Genomic DNA, 18,369 nt, shown 5'->3' with positions numbered 1-18,369 from the left:
GGGCTTGCCCCCGATGAGGGTGTGTCAGGCGAATATCCTTCACTGACCCACAGCCATCGGGGGCAAGCCCCCTCCCACACTGGACCGGGTTGCCAATCCAAAAAAAATAACACCGCTGAGCACACCCTCATGACCCAGCAAAACCTGTTCCTCGGCATCGACTGCGGCACCCAAGGCACCAAGGCCATCGTCCTCGACGCGTCCAGCGGCAAGGTGCTGGGCCTCGGCGCTGCGGCGCACACACTGATCAGCGGCGCGAATGGCCGTCGCGAACAGCACACCCAGGAGTGGCTGGACGCCTTTACCGAAGCCACCCACCGCGCCTTGCAACAGGCCGGCGTCGACGGCCAGGACATCCTTGGCATCGGCGTGTCCGGCCAGCAGCACGGCCTGGTGCTGTTGGATGACAGCGGCCAGGTGCTGCGCCCGGCCAAGCTGTGGTGCGACACCGAAACCGCGCCCGAAAATGATCGTCTGCTGCAGTACCTGGGCGGCGAAAGTGGCTCGCTGGAACGCCTCGGCGTGGCCATCGCGCCGGGCTACACCGTGTCCAAGTTGCTCTGGACCCGCGAGCAGCACCCGGACGTGTTCGCGCGCATCGCGCATATCCTGCTGCCCCACGACTACCTCAACTACTGGCTCACCGGCCGCGCCGTGGCGGAATACGGCGATGCCTCCGGCACCGGTTACTTCAATGTGCGCACCCGTGAATGGGACGTGGCGCTGCTCCAGCACATCGACCCCAGCGGTCGCCTGCAGGCCGCGCTGCCCGAACTGATTGACGCCGACCAGGCGGTGGGCACGATCCTGCCGGCCATCGCCGAACGCCTGGGCATCAACCCCAACGCGCTTGTCTCCAGCGGCGGCGGCGACAACATGATGGGCGCCATCGGCACCGGCAACATCGCCCCCGGTGTGATCACCATGAGCCTCGGTTCCTCGGGCACCGTGTATGCATTCGCCGACCAACCCAACGTGAGTGGGCAGGCGTCGGTGGCGACTTTCTGTTCCTCCAGCGGCGGCTGGCTGCCGTTGATCTGCACGATGAACCTGACGAACGCCACCGGGGTAATCCGCGAGCTGTTCGAGCTGGACCTCAACGCGTTCAACGCCTTGGTCGAGAAGGCCCCGATTGGCGCCGAGGGCGTGAGCATGCTGCCGTTTCTCAACGGCGAACGCGTGCCCGCCCTGCCCCACGCCACCGGCAGCCTGCACGGCCTGACCATGACCAACCTGACCCGTGCCAACCTGTGCCGCGCCGTGGTCGAAGGCACCACCTTCGGCCTGCGCTACGGCCTCGACCTGCTACGCCACACCGGCCTGCAAAGCCTGCGCATCCGCTTGATCGGCGGCGGTTCGAAAAGCCCGGTGTGGCGGCAGATGGTCGCCGATATCATGAACACCGAGGTTATCTGCACCGAACAAAGCGAGGCTGCGGCCCTGGGCGCGGCGATCCAGGCGGCGTGGTGCCAGTCCGGCGAATCCCTGGCCAGCCTGTGCGACCGGTGCGTAAGCGTCGACCCGGCCAGCCGTACCCTGCCGGTGTCAGCCAGCGTCAGCGCCTACCAACAGGCGTACGCGCGCTATCAACAGCTAGTAGCAACCCTTTAAGAGCAAACGACTATGTATCTGGTGTGCGGTGAAGCGCTGTTTGATTTTTTCAGCGAGGAAGATGCCAGCGGGCAGGCTTCCAAGGTCAATTACAAGGCAATTGCCGGTGGCTCGCCGTTCAACGTGGCGGTGGGTCTGCGCCGCCTGGGCATCGATGCCGGGCTGTTCGGCGGGCTGTCGACCGACTTCCTCGGGCGTCGCTTGCTGCAGGTGCTCAAGGATGAAGGCGTCAGCGAGCAGTTCCTGGTGGAGTTTGCCGCGCCGACGACGTTGTCGATGGTCGCCGTGGGCGCCAATGGTTCGCCGCAGTACAACTTCCGCGGCGAAGGCTGCGCCGACCGCCTGCTGGAAGTCGCCCATCTGCCGGCGCTGGGCGCGGACATTCGCGGCTTGCACGTTGGCTCGTTCTCGCTGGTGGTGCAGCCGATCGGCGACACCCTGCTGAGCCTGGTCAAGCGCGAAAGCGGCAAGCGCCTGATCAGCCTCGACCCCAACGTACGCCTCAACCCCCAGCCGGATATCCAGCTGTGGCGCGAGCGCGTGGCGGAGCTGGTCAAGCACGCCGACCTGATCAAGGTCAGCGACGAAGACCTGCACCTGCTCTACCCCGACCAGTCGCCGGAAAGCGTGCTGCAAGGCTGGCTGCAGCACCGCTGCCAGCTGGTATTCCTCACCCGTGGCGGCGACGGCGCCAGCGTCTTCAGCCGCCAGCACGGCAACTGGTCGCAACCGGCACAGAAGGTGGTGATGGCCGATACCGTCGGCGCTGGCGATACCTTCCAGGCCGCCTTGATTGCCTGGTTGACCGAGCAGAACCTGGATTCGGTAGAGGGCCTGCAGCAACTGACGCGCACGCAGATCGACACGATGCTCGGCTTCGCCATTCGCGCTGCCGCGTTGACGTGTGGCAAGACTGGGCCGGATTTGCCGTATCGTGATCAACTCGGCTGAATCCAGCCTTTATGAAGGTTTTGTCAGCCAGGCAAAAATTAATCGACGGTTAATCCCGCAAGTCGAGAGTGAAAGTGTACTCACTTGCGGAGAACCACCATGAAACTGCGCACTTTAATGCTCGGCGGCGCGCTGGCGCTGGCGGCGGTGTCGGGCCTGGCCCAGGCTGCCGATCAAACGGCGACCGTCACCCCTGTGCCCTACCACTACGGCATGCCGATGAACATCGCCAAGGTGCTGGCCATGAACGAGGCCCAGACCAATGACTGCAAAGTCATCAAGGCGGATATCAAGTTTGTGGACACGGCCGGCAAGGTCGAAGACGTGAGCTATCGGAAAATGTCCGAAGCCTGCGATTTCCAGAATTGAGCCGGTGAAAGACCCAGGACAGGCCCGCACAGGAAGGAGTAGTCTTGCGGGCTTGTCATACGGCTGAAGGGATTCGCCATGCAGTTGAGTTTCCGCTCTCTCGCAACATTCACCGCCCTGCTCTGCTTCGCCCTTGCACTTGTCTGGGGCCTGCGTCCTGACCTGCTGCTGTGGTTATGGAGTGTCGAATATTCCAGCGCCACCGGGCTGGTGTCGCGCCGCAATGCCGCGCTGTTCCTGGCCATCGGCCTCATGTTCTACCGTGCTCGCCTTGCCCCACCCTCAGACACACGCCGCGCCCTGACCAGCGGGTTTATCGCCGGCTGCCTGGTGCTGGCCGTATTGGGGTTCGGGGAGTGGATCAATGGCAATGCAGGCCCTGGGATCCTGCTGGCGGTGGCAACGGAAACCGTATTGGGCCTGGCGTTTATCCAGGCCCACAGGTCTTCGGTCACTCACTCTCAAGCGTCGATCTAGTACAGGTTGCGCGCAGCTACTCGTTGCAGCGCGGGTGCATGGCTGTGCTTGAGGTCTTCACGCAACCCGGTGATCAGGTTGCACAAGGCTCGACTGCTGTCGAGTTTGTCGGCGTTGATACCTTTGACTTCCAAATCCACCCGGTCACGGTCGCGGTCGTCATAGACCTTGATCGTCAGCGAGGCATCTTCGGCTTTGGTGCATTCGCACCGTTTAGGCAGGAAACTTCCTTCGATAATACTGCGAAGTTCTAATTCCGAAAGCATGGCCAACCTCTCCTTTTCTGAGACTGCCAATCGATTGTTTTTAGTCTGGCAAGCGTGTGCCTGCCGCGTCTTGCCGCCCCTGGAAGACGCTTACCATCACCAGCCTACTCGGCAAAATCCAGTCTCGTTGTAACCATTCCTCATAAGCACCCAGCACCCTTATATAAGCTTGGCCGGGTAGATGAAATAATCGTCGAACCGCTGCGATTAATCGTTTAACCCCACGCCTGGTATCAAACTGCGCCTTGCGCGACCACTCTTTCAGCAACATATCGCAAACTATCGAAGTTGATGTTCGCGCCGGAATTAACCGCTACCAATGTCTGCCCCGCTATGCCACGTGTTGACACGTATTGGCGAATACCCGCGACCGCCAAGGCACCGGAAGGCTCGGTGATGGAGCGGGTATCGTCGTAGATCAACTTGATGGCGCTGCACAGTTGGTCATTGCTCACGGTGATCACTTCATCCACCCACTGCCGGCAGATTTCAAAACCAAACGCACCGATCTGCGCGACCGCCGTGCCATCGGCAAACCCGTCGACACTCGGCAACACCACGCGCTCACCGGCGCGCAGGGCCGCCAACAGGCAACTGGAGCCTTCGGGCTCGACGCCGATGATGCGCACTTCGGGCCGCAGGTATTTGACGTAGGCCGCGATCCCGGCAATCAGCCCACCGCCGCCGACCGGGACGAAGATCGCGTCCAGCGGCCCTTGCTGCTGGCGCAGGATCTCCATGGCCACTGTGCCTTGGCCGGCGATGACGTCCGGGTCGTCGAAGGGCGACACGAAGGTATAACCGGAGGCGTCGGCCAGTTGCAGCGCGTGGGCCAGGGCAAAGGGAAAGCTTGCACCGTGCAACACCGCTTCGGCGCCCCGGGAGCGCACGCCCAGCACCTTCAATTCCGGCGTCGTCGCGGGCATCACGATTCGCGCCCGGATCCCCAGTTCCCGCGCCGCCAGCGCCACCCCCTGGGCATGGTTGCCCGCCGACGCGGTGACCACGCCCCGCGCCTTCTGCTCGGCGGTCAGTTGCACGAGCTTGTTGTAGGCGCCGCGAATCTTGAAGGAGAAGGTCGGCTGCAAGTCTTCGCGCTTGAGCAGCACCTGGTTGCCGAGCAATGCCGACAGCGCCGGCGCGGCTTGCAGGGGCGTACGCACCGCCAGGTCATAGACCGGGGCGGCGAGGATCTTTTTCACATAGTGTTCAAGCAGGCCTGCATCAGCGCGGGGAGGAACGGGACAGCTGCTCATGGGTGTCTCCTGGTGTGTGTAGAGCACGGGAGACGGAAAAACAAAACCCGCCTCAAGGGCGGGTCTGGGTGCAGCCGTGTGCTATCCCGCCAAATGAGGAATGGCGGTAATAATAATGCTTGGCTGGCTGCGGAAGGCTTGGAAGGTCATGCCAGGAAATTAACCGGCCATCCGGACCAAGTCAACATCCTGTTTACTTCAAGCATACGAAACATATACGATTCGTATATCAATCCAGCACAGTGAAGACCATGGGCATCGTCAAGATCAGCGACCAACTGCACGAACAACTCCGCCTGGCCAGTGCGGCCATGGACCGCTCCATCAACGCCCAGGCCGAGTTCTGGATCAAGGTCGGCCTGCTCGCCGAACTGAACCCCAGCCTGCCCTACCACGAGTTGATCAACAAACTGCTGCTGGACAAGCCCGACCTGATCCGGGGGCGCAGCTGATGATCAAGACCGCCGCCCAACTGGCTGTCATGCGCGAATCCGGGCGCCTGCTGGCCAAAGTGTTCGACATGCTCGACGGGTTTGTCAGCGCCGGCCGCTCAACCCTGGAGCTGGACAGCGCCGTCGAGGCCTTCATCCGCAACGACCTGAAAGCCCGCCCCGCCAGCCTCGGGCAATACGACTACCCGTTCTCCATCAACACCTCGATCAACGAGGTGGTGTGCCACGGCATGCCCAGCGCCAAGGAGATCCTCAAGGACGGCGACATCATCAACATCGACATCACCCTGGAAAAAGGCGGCTTTATCGCCGACTCCAGCAAGATGTACATGATCGGCAACGTCGCCCCCAAGGCGCGGCGCCTGGTGGAAATGACCTTTGAGGCGATGTGGGCCGGCATCCGCCAGGTCAAGCCCGGCGCGCGCCTGGGCGATATCGGCCATGCGATCCAGAGCCACGCGCAGGCCAACGGCTACAGCGTGGTGCGTGAATACTGCGGCCATGGCATCGGCAAGCAGATGCATGAGGACCCGCAGATCCTGCACTTCGGCCGCCCCGGCACCGGCATGGAATTGCGCGAAGGCATGGTGTTTACCATCGAACCGATGCTTAACCAGGGCAGTTCCAAGGTGCGCAGCCTGAAAGATGGCTGGACCGTGGTGACCAAGGACAACAGCCTGTCGGCGCAGTGGGAACATACCGTGGCGGTGACGGCGGATGGCTTTGAAGTGCTGACCCTGCAAACACCGCCAGGCGGATAACCTGTGGCGAGCGGGCTTGTCCCGCGTTGGGCTGCGCAGCAGCCCCAAACCAGGCGCAGAGGCGTGCCTGATGCATCGCCACCTTTACATCGCCGCGCCCGCCATCCGCTTGAGCACTAGCACCATCAAGCCTGCCCCCAACCCCATCGCAGCCAGGAACAACGGGTACGACACCCACCACGGCGTACCCGCCGTCATCATGCTGAACTCCGACATCCCACCCACACTGGCAATCAGGTTGAGCGGCAGGAACACCACGTTGATCAGCGTGAGCTTGCGCAACAGGTTGTTCATGCTGTTGTTCATCAGGTTGCCGCGCGCATCGATCAGCCCGGAAAACACGTTGGAATAGATCTCGGCCTGTTTGTAGCACTGATGGTTCTCGATGATCAGGTCATCGATCAGGCCGAGTATCTCGGCACTGAAGTGCTCCTTTTCCGCGTGGTTGCGCAGCCTCGACAGCACGGCGCCGTTGCTGTGCAGCGCGTTGATGTAATAGATCAGGCTTTCACTGAGGTTGAACATCTGCATCAGGTGATGGTTGCTCATCGACGCATTGAACTGCTGCTGCAACTCGCGCGCGACCAGCTTGATCACCTTGAGGTGGCCCAGGTAGTGATGAATGTTGTTGAGCAGCAGGTCGAGCAACACGTCGAGCGGCGTGTGCAGCGGCCGGCGCTGGCCCAGGCCGCTCAGCGGGGTTTCATCGGTGGCGATTACCAGCAGCCGGCCGGGTGAAAACAGCAGGCCGCAGGACGACACTTCGAACACCAGGTTGCCGCCGCCGGAATAGTTCTCCGGGCGTTTCCAGATCAGGAACAGGTTGTCGGGGTGAAACTCGATGCGCGAGACCTCGTCCGGGTCCAGGGCCGACGCGAGTGCATGCTCATCCAGCTTGTGATGGTCACGCAGCCATTCACGCTCGCTCGGGTCAGGGTTGTTGAACAACAGGATCGGCGCCGAGGTGCTGTCCACGCCCAGCAGTTTTCCATTGATTAGCTCAAAACGCTGGATCATCGCGACTCACCAGACCTGGCCCTGGCGTTTCAACTCCAGGCGCCGCACGAATTCCTCCAGCACCAGGCCATACAGGTCGTCCTGCAAATAGGCGTCTTCGATGCCCGCATCCAGGTTGGGATTGTCGTTGACCTCGATCACCACCACCTTGTCGCCGGACTGCTTGAGGTCGACGCCGTAGAGCCCGTCGCCGATCAGGTTGGCGGTCTTCACCGCCAGTTCCACCACCGCCTTGGGCGCTTCGTGGACCGCCAGGGTGCGGCACTCGCCGTTGATGTCCGAGCCGATGGCCTTGTGGTTGTAGATCTGCCAATGGCCCTTGGACATGAAGTACTGGCAGGCAAAGATCGGCTTGCGATTGAGCACGCCGATGCGCCAGTCGTATTCGGTGTAGAAGAACTCCTGGGCGAGCAGCAGCACCGAATGTTCGAACAGCTCGGCAGTGGCCTTGAGCAAGGCTTCCTGGCTTTCGACCTTGATCACACCCCGGGAGAAACAGCCATCGGGGATCTTCAGCACCAGCGGGAAACCCAGGCGCTCGCCGACCCGTTCGAAATCTTCCGGTCGTTCCTTGTAGAGAATCTCGGTGGCGGGCATGCCCAGTTGATGGCTGTTGAGCAGGTCGGTGAGGTAGACCTTGTTGGTGCAGCGCAGGATCGAAGCCGGGTCATCCATCACCACCAGCCCTTCGCTCTCGGCTTTCTTGGCGAAGCGGTAGGTGTGGTTGTCGACGCTTGTAGTCTCGCGGATCAGCAAGGCGTCGTATTCGGCCAGGCGCGAGTAGTCCTTGCGCTCGATCAACTCCACATCGATGCCCAGGCCCTTGCCCACGCGGATGAAATTCTCCAGCGCCTTGGCATTGGACGGCGGCAGCTGCTCCTGGGGATCGTGAAGAATCGCCAGGTCATAACGGGCCAGACGACGTGAACGGGGCTGGCGCCAGATCTTGCGGCTGAAGTTGTCGAGGGCGTGGGCGAATTGATCTTCCTGGTCATCACGCAACTTGTGCAGTACGCCGGACTTGACCCCTTCAATGTGCCAGCCGTTGTTCTTTCTGAATTCAACTAACAGGATCGGGCACGGGAACGCTTCAAACAACTGGCGGGCCAACTCCTGCAACGGTTCAATATTGGTTCGACCAAAGTAAAGGGTCAGGGTAAAGCCTTCGGTATTGCTGTAGAGATGATGACTCAAGGCTTTATCGAGGGTTTTATCCAGGTCATCCAGCGCCAGGCCGTAGAGTGACTTCTTGGTCAGCTCGCTGATGGTGCGCACCGACGGAATCACCTTGTGCCCGCGCGCTTCGGCCAGCAACGAACAGTAGTAGCCGTGCCCCAGGTACTTGTAGCTGCGGCACAGGTTGATCACCTGCACACGCTTGCCGGTCTCGCTTTCGCGGGTTTGCTCCAGGTATTCCTGCGCGGTGACGATGTCTTCGCTGGGGAAGTAGGAGGCCCAGTCTTCCTTGCGCTCGACAATGATCACAACTTGACTGGCGCCTTTGGGGGGTGCGGAAAAATAACCCTTATTGGTTATTGTCGCCGCGACAGTTTGCTCGGATACTTCACGCCAATGACCTTGTACCGCCGACATAATATTTGATCCGCTTTAGAGAACTCGACCTTTTCTATTAAGCACGATCTTTTAGAGAAGTCCCGTTTCGTTACGCAACTTTTACGGCGGTCATATGGCTCTTTTCTTTCGCATTGCAGCCCCCGAGGACGTGCCTGAATTAGTGGCACTGGAACAGCATTGTTTCACCACTGACCGGCTGTCACCGCGCAGTTTCCACTGGATGGTCAGCCGCGCCCATGGCCGGTTGCTGGTGGCGGAACAGGACGGGCAATTGCTCGGCTATGCGCTGGTGCTGTTCCACCGTGGCACCTCGCTGGCACGGCTGTACTCCATCGCCATCGCCGAGCACGCGCGCGGCATGGGCCTGGGCAAACAGCTGCTGAGCCGCATCGAGGCCTGCGCAGTGGAACACGACTGCGCCTACCTGCGCCTGGAAGTGCGCACCGACAACCCCGGCGCCCTCGCCCTGTATGAACGCAACGGCTACCGCCGCTTTGCCCTGATCAACGACTACTACGAAGACCACAGCCCGGCCCTGCGCCTGGAAAAACGCATCCTGCAGCACCAGGATGCGCGCTCGCACAGCGTGCCGTATTACCAACAGACCACCGACTTCACCTGCGGCGCCGCCTGCCTGTTGATGGCCATGGGCGCGCTGGTCCCGGAGCGCCCGGCCCTGCGCCGCGAAGAGCTGCAGATCTGGCGGGAAGCGACCACCGTGTTCATGACTGCCGGCCATGGCGGCTGCAGCCCGCAAGGCCTGGCTCTGGCGGCGTGGCGTCGGGGCTTTCGGGTGCGGATGCAGGTGAATGTGCGCGGGCCGTTGTTTCTGGATGGCGTACGCGATCCGCATAAAAAGGACGTCATGCGCGTGGTGCATGCCGCGTTTGAGGAAGAGTTGGCAGGCAGCGACGTCGAGCAGGTTTTCGGCGGCGCCCTGGACTTGCCCCGGCTGTTGCAGGAGGGCGGGCAGCCGCTGGTGTTGATCAGCAGCTACCGCCTCACCCGCTCGAAATCCCCGCATTGGGTGATCGTCACCGACTGCGACGACGACTTCGTCTACCTGCACAACCCGGATGTGGACCACAGCCAGCACCGCCAGCCCCTGGACTGCCAGCACCTGCCGGTCAGCCATGCAGAGTTCGAGCGCATGTGCCGCTTTGGCAATAACAAGCTGCGCGCGGCGGTAGTGGTCTTCACCCGGTGAATGCTCAGGCCACCTGCTTGATCGCGGCCTTGGCTTCCAGCTCGCGCACCAGTGGCAACACGCGCTGGCCGAAGTACTCGACCTCTTCCTGGAAGTGCAGGAAACCGGCCAGGACCAGGTCCACGCCCACGGCCTTGAGTGCGACGATGCGCTCGGCGATCTGCTGCGGGGTGCCGATCAGGTTGGTCTTGAAGCCGTCGTTGTACTGCACCAGGTCTTCGAAGCTGGACTTGGCCCAGTTGCCCTCGCCTTCGGGGGAAGCCTTGCCGGCCTGCCGGGCCGCGTCGCCGAACGCATTCACCGCCTCCGGGTCGGCCTTGTCGATGATTTCCGCGAGCACGGCGCGGGCTTCTTCCTCGGTATCCCGGGCGATGATGAAGGCGTTGACGCCGACCTTGACCGAATGGTTGTTCGCAGCGGCCTTGGCGCGAATGTCATCGACCTGGGCCTTGATGCCTTCCGGGGTGTTGCCATTGGTGAAGTACCAGTCCGACACCCGCGCCGCCATGTCGCGCGCCGCCCGCGAACTGCCGCCCTGGAACACTTCCGGCTGGCCCAGCGGCTTGGGCTTGAGGGTGTATTGGTTGAAGCGATAGAAGTCGCCCTTGAAGGTGAAGTTGTCCTGGGTCCAGATACCCTTGAGGGCACGGATGAATTCCTCGGAACGGCGATAACGCTCGTCGTGTTCCAGCCAGTGTTCGCCGATGGCCTGGAACTCACCCTTGAACCAGCCACTGACGATGTTCACCGCGATGCGGCCGTTGGTGAGCTGGTCAATGGTTGCCAGTTGCTTGGCCGCCAGCGCTGGTTGCCATGGGCCGGGCAGGATCGCGGCAATCACTTTGAGCGTGGTGGTCGCCGCCAGCAGCGCGTGGCTGAACGCCACGGACTCATGCTGGTTCTCGGCGCCGTAGCCGGCGGTGAAGCGAATCTGCGTCAGGCCATATTCGAAGCCGGCGGCTTCGGCCAGTTGCGCCAGTTTGCGGTTGTAGTCGATGCCCCAATGGGTGCGCTGTTCGATTTTGCTCACCACCAGCCCACCGCTGACGTTGGGCACCCAATAGGCAAATTTCACGGCTTGCTGACTCATCGATCACTACCTCGCACACAGGGATGTACCGAGGGGTTGAGCAGCAAGCGTGCCAGCCGCGGGGAAACGCACGCGCCGTGCGGGCTACGGCGGAAAACCCGGCCGGCGCTCAGGCGAAGACGCCTGTCACGGATCGTGGAGGTTTGTCGGTTCACTGTTGCTGGGGCAACAGCTGGCGCAGCATCTCCCGCGTAAACATGGGCCCGGACACCCGGCACGGAGTGTGCAATCACCCTTGGCATTGATCACTGCCCTGGAGCTTTTGCCCATGACCGAACAACACGTCATCAACCCGCTGTCCACCGGCGTCGACTACACCACCCTCGCCGCGCGCTTTCGCCCGATTTTCCAGCGTATCGCTGCGAGTGCGGTGGAGCGCGAGCAAACCCGCACCCTGCCCCATGAACCGATCCAGTGGCTTAAACAAGCCGGTTTCGGCGCGGTGCGGGTGCCGGTGGAATACGGCGGTGGCGGCGCGTCCCTGCCGCAGTTGTTCGAATTGCTGATCGAGCTGGCTGAAGCCGACTCCAACGTGCCCCAGGCCCTGCGCGGGCATTTCGCGTTTGCCGAAGATCGCCTCAACGCCGCCCCGAGTGCCGGCCGCGACCTGTGGTTCAAGCGCTTTGTCGACGGCGATATCGTCGGTTGCGCCTGGACTGAAATCGGCGCCGTGGCCATCGGTGAGGTGGTCACCCAGGTCAGCCCGGATGGCGATAACTGGAAGCTCAACGGCGAAAAGTTCTACAGCACCGGCAGCATTTTCGCTGATTGGATCGACGTGTACGCCCAACGCAGCGACACCGGCGGCGATGTGATCGCCGCCACGCGCGCGCGCCAGCCCGGCGTGGTGCACAGCGATGATTGGGACGGTTTCGGCCAACGCACCACCGGCAGCGGCACCTCGCGCTTTACCGATGCGGTGGTGGAGGCGGACAACGTCATCGACTTCGCCACCCGCTTCAAATACCAGACCGCGTTCTACCAGTTGGTGCTGCTCGCCAGCCTCGCCGGTATCGGCCGCGCCGCGTTGCGCGATGTCGCCCATCAGGTGCGCAGCCGCAAACGCATCTACAGCCACGGCAATGCGCCGCATGTCAGCCAGGATGCACAGGTCCAGCAGGTGGTGGGTGAAGTCGCGGCGCTGGTGTATGCCGCCGAAGCCAGCGCGTTGAGAGCCGCAGCGCCGGCGCAACAGGCTTACCTGGCGCGGTTTGGCGGCGATGATGCGGCCGAACACGCGGCCAATCTGGCCGCCGAGATCGAGTCGGCCACGGCGCAGGTGGTGGTGTCGGAATTGATCCAGCGCGCCACCAGCGAACTGTTCAATGCGCTGGGGGCGTCGGATGTGCGCCAGGGCAAGTCCCTGGACCGCCACTGGCGCAATGCGCGCACGGTGTCGTCGCACAACCCGGTGATCTACAAGGCGCGGATCGTCGGCGACTGGGTGATCAATGCGACCGAGCCACCGTTTGTGTGGCAGATCGGTAATGGGCCGGCGAAAGCCTGAATCAAGGTTGATCGCAGTCAGCATGTGGGAGGGGCAAGCCCCTCTCACCTTTGGACCCTGTTATGCCTTAAAAGGCCAGTTTGTAGCCGATGGTCATCAACATGATCGCCAGGCACGGGCGCAATACGCCGTCCGGGACTTTGCCGGTCATGTGGCTGCCCAGGTAAATGCCCGGCAGCGAGCCCATCAGCAAAAAGCCCAGCAGGTGCCAGTCCATATTGCCCATGCCGGCGTGGCCCAGGCCCGCCACCAGGGTCAGGGGCACGGCGTGGGCGATCTCGGTGCCCACCAGGCGGCGGGTGGCCAGGAACGGATAGAGGATGAACAACGCGACGGTGCCCAGTGCGCCGGCGCCGATGGAGGTCAGCGCGACCATGGTGCCCAGCACGGCACCGGTCACCACCGTCAACGCATTCAGGTTGCGCGGGTTCATGTGGTAGCCATCGCCGGCATGGCGCTGGGCGAAGGCCAGCAGGCTTTTCTTGAACAGGATCGCCAGGGCCGTCAGCAGCAGCACCACGCCGAGGGCCTGCTTGATCACCGCGTTCATGGCGCTGGGGTCAGTGTGCAGGCTGGCGAGGAACCACAGGGTCAGCAACACGGCAGGCACGCTGCCCAGGGTCAGCCAGCCGGTGATGGTCCAGTCGATGTTCTTGTTCTTGCTGTGTACCAGCACGCCACCGGACTTGGTGATCGCGGCGTACAACAAGTCAGTGCCGACCGCCGTGGCCGGATTGATGCCGAACCACAACAGGATCGGCGTCATCAACGAGCCCCCGCCCACGCCGGTCATGCCCACGATAAAACCAACGATCAGGCCCGCGACTACAAAACCAACATTACCCACATCCATTACAACTTCCCGCGGCCTTATAAATTTCTGGCCGCAGGATAGCGATTTTTCTTATAACGACTTATATCAATATGATCTGACTTTATGCTTTTTAGCTCAATCGACGGCAGACGTACGCCTGAGTCTGGTACGGGAAGGCCACGGTGTCACGCCCGCGCAGGTCCGGATGGGTGTCGATCAAGTCCTGCAACTGCGCGGTCACCTTGGCCTTTTCCGCGTCCGGCAGCGCGGCAATAAAGCTCACCGAGAGGAAGCGATCCATGATCACCTCTTGAGGGCTGCCGACATGGCTATACGGGAAACAGCTGAGTTCAGGCGCGGAAAAAAGCTCGCCGGTAAAGGCTTCGCGCCAGCGCCCGGTATGAAAGCGCGGCGTGTCGCCCTCGTAAGGCGTGATGATCGCGGTGATCGCCGCGACCCAGGCCACCGACTCATCGCGCACATTCCACACCAGTCCGAGCCGGCCCGCGGGTTTGAGTACACGGTGGATCTCCCGCAGCGCCGCCTGGGTCGAGAACCAGTGGAACGCCTGGGCGCAGACCACCGCGTCGGCACTGGCGGCGGCCAGGGGCATGGAGTCGGCGGTACCGTCGACCAGGCGCACGTCCGGCAACAGCTTGCTCAACTGCGCGCCCATCGCCTGCACGGGTTCGACGGCGATCAGGGTCGGCGCCAGGGTGCTGAGCAAACGCGTGAATTTGCCGGTGCCGGCGCCCAGGTCGATGACGGTTGACTGCGCGTCAACGCCGAGCGCCTCCGTGAGCCAGCCGGTCAGTTGCCGTGGATAATCCGGCCGGCCCTGGGCGTAGGTGACAGCCTGGGTGGAGAAACCTTGTTGAGCAGACGCGTGGACACCAGTCATTGCCAATCTCTCCTCGGATAAAGCGGGGACACAGTGTGCGCCTTCATGACTTTATTTTCTAATCGCTGCATCCAATCGTGCGCGTCATGGGTAGTCCTTCCAGTACCCCCGCTGTTTGACTGAATGGAGAAGCACCGATGAACACTAAAACACTGCTCTGCCTCACCGGTTTGTTGATCGCCGCCCCCGCCGCTTTTGCCCAGACCGGCTTGCCCGACAGCATCAAAGTGCCGGCGGGCCACAAGGTCGCGCTGGAAACCACCGGCGTTGGCGAAATCACCTACGAGTGCCGCGACAAGCCCAATGCCGCCGGCCAGACCGAGTGGACCTTCGTCGGCCCCAAGGCCGTGCTCAATGATCGCAGCGGCAAGCCCGTCGGCACCTATTTCGGCCCACCGGCCACCTGGCAGGCCAAGGACGGTTCGAAAATCACCGGCACCCAGCTCGCCGTGGCGCCGTCGGGTGCCGGCAACCTGCCCTATCAACTGGTCAAGGCCAACCCGGCCGAAGGCAAGGGCGCGATGAGCGGCGTGAGCTACATCCAGCGGGTCGCGCTCAAAGGGGGTGTTGCCCCGAGTACCGCGTGCAGCGCCGCCAACAAGGGTGAGCAGGCGGTGGTGAGCTACCAGGCCGATTACATTTTCTGGTCCGCCAGCTGAGCAAAGTCAGCTACGCTGCCCCCTGTGGGCGCCGGCGTGTCGTGGCGAGCACGCTTGCTCGCCACACAGGGGCCGTGGCGGTGGTTAATTCAGTGCCAGGAATACAACGTTTTGCCTGAGACCCTCTTTGATTACCCCGCCTGCCTCTCGGCCTGTGCCCGGGGCGACCAACGCGCCCTGCGCCAGTTGTATGAGCAGGACAGCAGCCGTTTGCTCGGCGTCGCATTGCGCATCGTGCGGGACAAGGCCCTGGCCGAAGACATCGTGCACGACGCGTTTATCAGGATCTGGCGCGGCGCCGGCAGTTTCGACCCCGTGCGCGGCTCGGCACGCGGCTGGGTATTCAGCGTGACCCGCCACCTGGCGCTCAACCACGTGCGCAACCAGCATCGCGAGGTGGCGCTGGGCGAGGAACACGAACAGCTCGCCGCCGACACCGTGACCTTTGAATTTCCCGCGCGCTCGGGGCAGATGCACACCTGCCTGGAGCAACTCGACCCGGCCCGTCGCACCTGCATCCTGCATGCCTATGTCGACGGTTATTCCCACAGCGAAATCGCGCAAAAACTGGGCACCCCATTGGGCACTGTCAAAGCCTGGATCAAACGTAGCCTCACCGCGTTGCGGGAGTGCATGGCATGAACGAAACACTCGACGAACTGGCCAGCGAATACGTGCTCGGCACCCTGCCCATCGAGCAGCGTGCCGAGGTGGAGCGCCGCCTGCCGCACGATGCCGAACTGCGGGCTGCGGTGGATGCCTGGGAGCAACGGCTATTACCCCTGACAGCCCTGGCAGAACCGGTGCCGCCCTCGCCCCACCTGTGGCGGCGCATCGAGCGCACCCTCGCACCCGCCGCCCGCGGCGTGCCGTGGTGGAACCTGCTGGCCGTGTGGCGCGGCCTTGCCGGTGCCGGCCTGCTGGCGAGCCTGGTGCTGTCTGCGTTGCTGCTGACCCGTCCACCCGGCGCCGCGCCGAGCTTCGTGGTGGTGCTGGTGGCGCCACAGAGCCAGGCGCCGGGCTGGGTGATCCAGGCCAGCCACAATCAGCAGATTCAGTTGATTCCATTGGGGGTGATGGAAGTCCCGGCCGACAAGGCCCTGCAGTTCTGGACCAAGGGCGACGGCTGGCAAGGGCCGGTATCCCTGGGCCTGGTCAAGCCGGGACAGACCCTCTCGGTGCCGCTGGACAAGCTGCCGCCGCTGACGCCAAACCAGCTGTTCGAGCTGACCCTCGAGGCCCCGAGCGGCTCACCCACCGGCAAACCCACGGGACCGATCCAGGCAATCGGCCGCGCCGTCAAAGTGCTCTGATCAGGCGACGCAGGGCAGCCACACGCGAAACCGGGCACCGCCCAGTGGCGAGGCCTGCGCGGTTAACGTGCCGCCCTGGGCTTCGAGGGCGCGCCGGCTGATCGCCAGGCCCAGGCCGAAACCACCGGTGGCGCGGTCGCGGCTGCGGTCAAGGCGGTAGAACGGTTCGAAGATGCGCTCGCGCTGGTCCAACGGAATGCCGATGCCGTCGTCGTCCACCCAGATTTCACAGCCCTTGGGGCAGACCTTGACCCCGACCTGGATGCGTTTTTCGCAGTAACGCGTGGCGTTGCGCAGCAGGTTCTGCAAGGCACGGGCGGTGAGGCGCGGGTCGAGGCTGAAGCGCTCCACGGCGCAATCGAGTGCCACATCAATAACGATTTCGGGGTTTTCCAACTCGTCATCGACACTGCCGAGCACGCTGTCGATAAATTCGTCGAGCACCACCTCGACGCGTTCGGGCAATTGCGCCGGGTTTTGCAGGCGGCTGTAGGACAGCAATTCCAGCACCAGTTCATCCAGCTCGCGAATATGCGCCACCAGGCTTTGCAGGCGCTCGCGGCTGGCTTCGGGCAGGTCTTCGGAGAGCGCCAGGGCGAGGCCGAAGTCCAGGCGTGTCAGCGGTGTGCGCAATTCGTGGGAGACGGCGTTGAGCAGGTCGCGCTGCTGGTTGAGCAGGTGCTCGATGTCGCCGGCCATGGTGTCGAAGACCGAGGCCAGGCTGCCGATGTTGGAGCTGGGGGCAATCCCGGTGCGCGCGCTCAGGTTGCCGCGACCGAGTTGGGTGGCCGTGCTTTTCAGGCGCTCCAGGTCACGCCAGTGCGGGCGCAGCCAGACCAGCAGGCACGCCAGCAGCGCGATGCCGATCAACACGTTCATCGACCAGTACAGCAGGTTCATGTCCAGCGAATCGGGAGGGATGGTCAGCTTGACCACGAACTGGTCGTTGATCGGTGAGCTGACCTCCTCCATCCAACCCCACTCCCCGAGGCGGATCACCGGCTTGCCCTGCTCCAACTGCAAGGCCTCCGCCGGGGTGTAGCGCGCGTCCTGACGCAGCAGCAACTGCACTTTCAGCGGTGCGAAGTCGCGGTCCAGTTGTTCGGTGACCTGCGACCAGCGCTCCACCGGTGCGCGCAGGTACTGCTTGACGATCAGCTTTTGCATGCCCCGCGACTGCTCGACGTTGTAGTCGAGGTAGCGATGCTCGAACAGTTGGATCACCAGCTTGGGAATCAAGAAGATTGCCGCGCTGTAGGTGATGATGATGATCAGGGAGAGGCGCAGCAGTACACGAAACATGGATCAGCATTCCCACTCGGAACGACTGAACAGGTAGCCCTTGCCCCACACCGTCTTGATCTTGCGCGCTTCGCCGGCGTGGTCGTCGAACTTGCGGCGCAGCTTGGAAATAGCCACGTCCACCGAACGGTCGGTGCCGTTGAACTCGATACCGCGCAGGCGTTGCAGGATCTGGTCGCGACTGAGCACCTCGCCGGCATGCCGGGCCAGCACCACCAGCAGGTTGTACTCGCCGCTGGACAACTCCACCGCCTGCTCGCGCCAGGTCACGGTGCGCTCCGACAGGTCGATGCACAGGTTGCCCATGAGGATCTGGTCATTGGCCACCTGCGGTTCGGACAAACTGCTGCGTCGCAGCAAGGTGCGCACCCGCGCCAGCAGCACGCGTGGCTCGCAGGGTTTGGTCACATAGTCGTCGGCACCCATTTCCAGGCCAAGCACCTGGTCGTGGCTGTCATCGCGGGCGGTGAGCATCAGAATCGGCAAGCCCGCCGAGTCGGCGCGCAGCAGGCGGCAGACTTGCAGGCCGTCGAGGCCCGGCAACATCAGGTCGAGGATCACCAGGTCCGGCGGGTTGAGCCGCGCGCGCTCACGCACGTGGTCGCCACGGCTGAGCACGCTGACGTGGTAGCCATTGCGCTCCAGGTAGCTGGCAATCAGCTCGGAGAGTGCGGCGTCGTCTTCCACCAGGAGGATGTTGGGCATAAAGGTGTTTCCAGAAAATACAGTTATTGGTCGTACACAAATCCCATGTGGGAGGGGGCTTGCCGCCGACAGCGGTGGGTCAGTGAAGGCTGTTTAGTCTGGTACACCGCTGTAGGGGGCGAGCCCCCACCCACAA

20 protein-coding genes are annotated in these 18,369 nt (G+C 62.9%); 11 read left to right on the top strand and 9 right to left on the bottom strand.

Annotated elements, in window-relative coordinates:
- Positions 1-129: 129 nt before the first annotated feature.
- The 4 genes from xylB (at position 130) to QMX97_RS27405 (ending at position 3,408) form a co-directional block, all read left to right on the top strand.
- The gene (xylB, locus tag QMX97_RS27420) at positions 130-1,611 is read left to right on the top strand and encodes a xylulokinase (RefSeq protein ID WP_282397941.1); all 1,482 of its coding nucleotides are present in this window, start codon (positions 130-132) and stop codon (positions 1,609-1,611) included.
- A gap of 12 nt (positions 1,612-1,623) precedes the next feature.
- Entirely contained in the window at positions 1,624-2,562 is a 939-nt protein-coding gene (locus tag QMX97_RS27415) for a carbohydrate kinase (RefSeq protein WP_282397940.1), read from the top strand.
- Between the two features lie 99 nt (positions 2,563-2,661).
- A complete protein-coding gene (locus QMX97_RS27410) occupies positions 2,662-2,931 on the top strand; it encodes a DUF2790 domain-containing protein (RefSeq protein ID WP_065906599.1) in 270 nt (89 codons plus the stop codon).
- A 78-nt stretch (positions 2,932-3,009) separates the two neighbouring features.
- Positions 3,010-3,408, top strand: a complete 399-nt coding sequence (locus tag QMX97_RS27405; protein ID WP_120448406.1) for a hypothetical protein — start codon at positions 3,010-3,012, stop codon at positions 3,406-3,408.
- Here the strand turns inward: QMX97_RS27405 and QMX97_RS27400 are convergent.
- Complete coding sequence (locus QMX97_RS27400) at positions 3,405-3,674, bottom strand: DUF1652 domain-containing protein (RefSeq protein WP_106804130.1); 270 nt, start codon at positions 3,672-3,674, stop codon at positions 3,405-3,407. The two genes, QMX97_RS27405 and QMX97_RS27400, sit on opposite strands and share 4 nt — an antisense overlap.
- Positions 3,675-3,907: 233 nt before the next feature.
- Positions 3,908-4,930 (bottom strand): threonine ammonia-lyase, biosynthetic, encoded by a 1,023-nt coding sequence (ilvA, locus tag QMX97_RS27395; protein ID WP_106804131.1) that lies wholly within the window; start codon positions 4,928-4,930, stop codon positions 3,908-3,910.
- A gap of 251 nt (positions 4,931-5,181) precedes the next feature.
- Between ilvA and QMX97_RS27390 the strand changes: the two genes are divergently transcribed.
- Both QMX97_RS27390 and map read left to right on the top strand, forming a co-directional pair.
- Positions 5,182-5,382, top strand: a complete 201-nt coding sequence (locus QMX97_RS27390; RefSeq protein WP_027606410.1) for a ParD-like family protein — start codon at positions 5,182-5,184, stop codon at positions 5,380-5,382.
- A complete protein-coding gene (map, locus tag QMX97_RS27385; RefSeq protein ID WP_282397939.1) occupies positions 5,382-6,143 on the top strand; it encodes a type I methionyl aminopeptidase in 762 nt (253 codons plus the stop codon). The genes QMX97_RS27390 and map overlap by 1 nt, the downstream gene beginning before the upstream one ends.
- 84 nt (positions 6,144-6,227) lie before the next feature.
- On the opposite strand, the gene QMX97_RS27380 is transcribed toward map, so the two are convergent.
- Positions 6,228-7,160 carry a magnesium transporter CorA family protein gene (locus QMX97_RS27380; RefSeq protein ID WP_282397938.1) on the bottom strand — a complete coding sequence of 311 codons (933 nt, stop codon included), beginning with the start codon at positions 7,158-7,160 and terminating at the stop codon, positions 6,228-6,230.
- A 6-nt stretch (positions 7,161-7,166) separates the two neighbouring features.
- Entirely contained in the window at positions 7,167-8,753 is a 1,587-nt protein-coding gene (locus QMX97_RS27375) for a RimK family protein (RefSeq protein WP_065906589.1), read from the bottom strand.
- A gap of 94 nt (positions 8,754-8,847) precedes the next feature.
- On the opposite strand from QMX97_RS27375, the gene QMX97_RS27370 reads away from it, so the two are divergent.
- A complete protein-coding gene (locus tag QMX97_RS27370; RefSeq protein ID WP_282397937.1) occupies positions 8,848-9,942 on the top strand; it encodes a GNAT family N-acetyltransferase/peptidase C39 family protein in 1,095 nt (364 codons plus the stop codon).
- 4 nt (positions 9,943-9,946) lie between these two features.
- On the opposite strand, the gene sfnG is transcribed toward QMX97_RS27370, so the two are convergent.
- Positions 9,947-11,032 (bottom strand): dimethylsulfone monooxygenase SfnG, encoded by a 1,086-nt coding sequence (gene sfnG, locus QMX97_RS27365; RefSeq protein WP_213552896.1) that lies wholly within the window; start codon positions 11,030-11,032, stop codon positions 9,947-9,949.
- Positions 11,033-11,300: 268 nt separating this feature from the next.
- Between sfnG and QMX97_RS27360 the strand changes: the two genes are divergently transcribed.
- Entirely contained in the window at positions 11,301-12,539 is a 1,239-nt protein-coding gene (locus tag QMX97_RS27360) for an acyl-CoA dehydrogenase family protein (RefSeq protein WP_282397936.1), read from the top strand.
- Positions 12,540-12,606: 67 nt separating this feature from the next.
- Here QMX97_RS27360 and QMX97_RS27355 read toward each other — a convergent pair whose 3' ends face one another.
- A complete protein-coding gene (locus QMX97_RS27355; protein ID WP_065906582.1) occupies positions 12,607-13,392 on the bottom strand; it encodes a sulfite exporter TauE/SafE family protein in 786 nt (261 codons plus the stop codon).
- A 91-nt stretch (positions 13,393-13,483) separates the two neighbouring features.
- The gene (locus QMX97_RS27350) at positions 13,484-14,254 is read right to left on the bottom strand and encodes a class I SAM-dependent methyltransferase (protein WP_213552898.1); all 771 of its coding nucleotides are present in this window, start codon (positions 14,252-14,254) and stop codon (positions 13,484-13,486) included.
- Positions 14,255-14,391: 137 nt separating this feature from the next.
- Between QMX97_RS27350 and QMX97_RS27345 the strand changes: the two genes are divergently transcribed.
- The 3 genes from QMX97_RS27345 (at position 14,392) to QMX97_RS27335 (ending at position 16,226) form a co-directional block, all read left to right on the top strand.
- The gene (locus QMX97_RS27345) at positions 14,392-14,913 is read left to right on the top strand and encodes a DUF3455 domain-containing protein (protein ID WP_282397935.1); all 522 of its coding nucleotides are present in this window, start codon (positions 14,392-14,394) and stop codon (positions 14,911-14,913) included.
- Between the two features lie 111 nt (positions 14,914-15,024).
- The gene (locus QMX97_RS27340; protein ID WP_065906577.1) at positions 15,025-15,555 is read left to right on the top strand and encodes a sigma-70 family RNA polymerase sigma factor; all 531 of its coding nucleotides are present in this window, start codon (positions 15,025-15,027) and stop codon (positions 15,553-15,555) included.
- Entirely contained in the window at positions 15,552-16,226 is a 675-nt protein-coding gene (locus tag QMX97_RS27335) for an anti-sigma factor (protein ID WP_282397934.1), read from the top strand. The genes QMX97_RS27340 and QMX97_RS27335 overlap by 4 nt, the downstream gene beginning before the upstream one ends.
- On the opposite strand, the gene QMX97_RS27330 is transcribed toward QMX97_RS27335, so the two are convergent.
- Both QMX97_RS27330 and QMX97_RS27325 read right to left on the bottom strand, forming a co-directional pair.
- On the bottom strand, positions 16,227-17,528 hold the full coding sequence (locus QMX97_RS27330) for an ATP-binding protein (protein WP_282397933.1): 1,302 nt from the start codon (positions 17,526-17,528) through the stop codon (positions 16,227-16,229).
- 3 nt (positions 17,529-17,531) lie between these two features.
- Positions 17,532-18,233 carry a response regulator transcription factor gene (locus tag QMX97_RS27325; RefSeq protein WP_065906561.1) on the bottom strand — a complete coding sequence of 234 codons (702 nt, stop codon included), beginning with the start codon at positions 18,231-18,233 and terminating at the stop codon, positions 17,532-17,534.
- Between the last annotated feature and the right edge of the window lie 136 nt (positions 18,234-18,369).

The sequence above is a fragment of the Pseudomonas sp. PS01298 genome, assembly GCF_029959745.1.
Taxonomy (GTDB): domain Bacteria; phylum Pseudomonadota; class Gammaproteobacteria; order Pseudomonadales; family Pseudomonadaceae; genus Aquipseudomonas; species Aquipseudomonas aylmerensis.
Note: the sequence above shows the minus strand (reverse complement) of the source record. Positions and strands in the feature narration are given on the sequence as shown.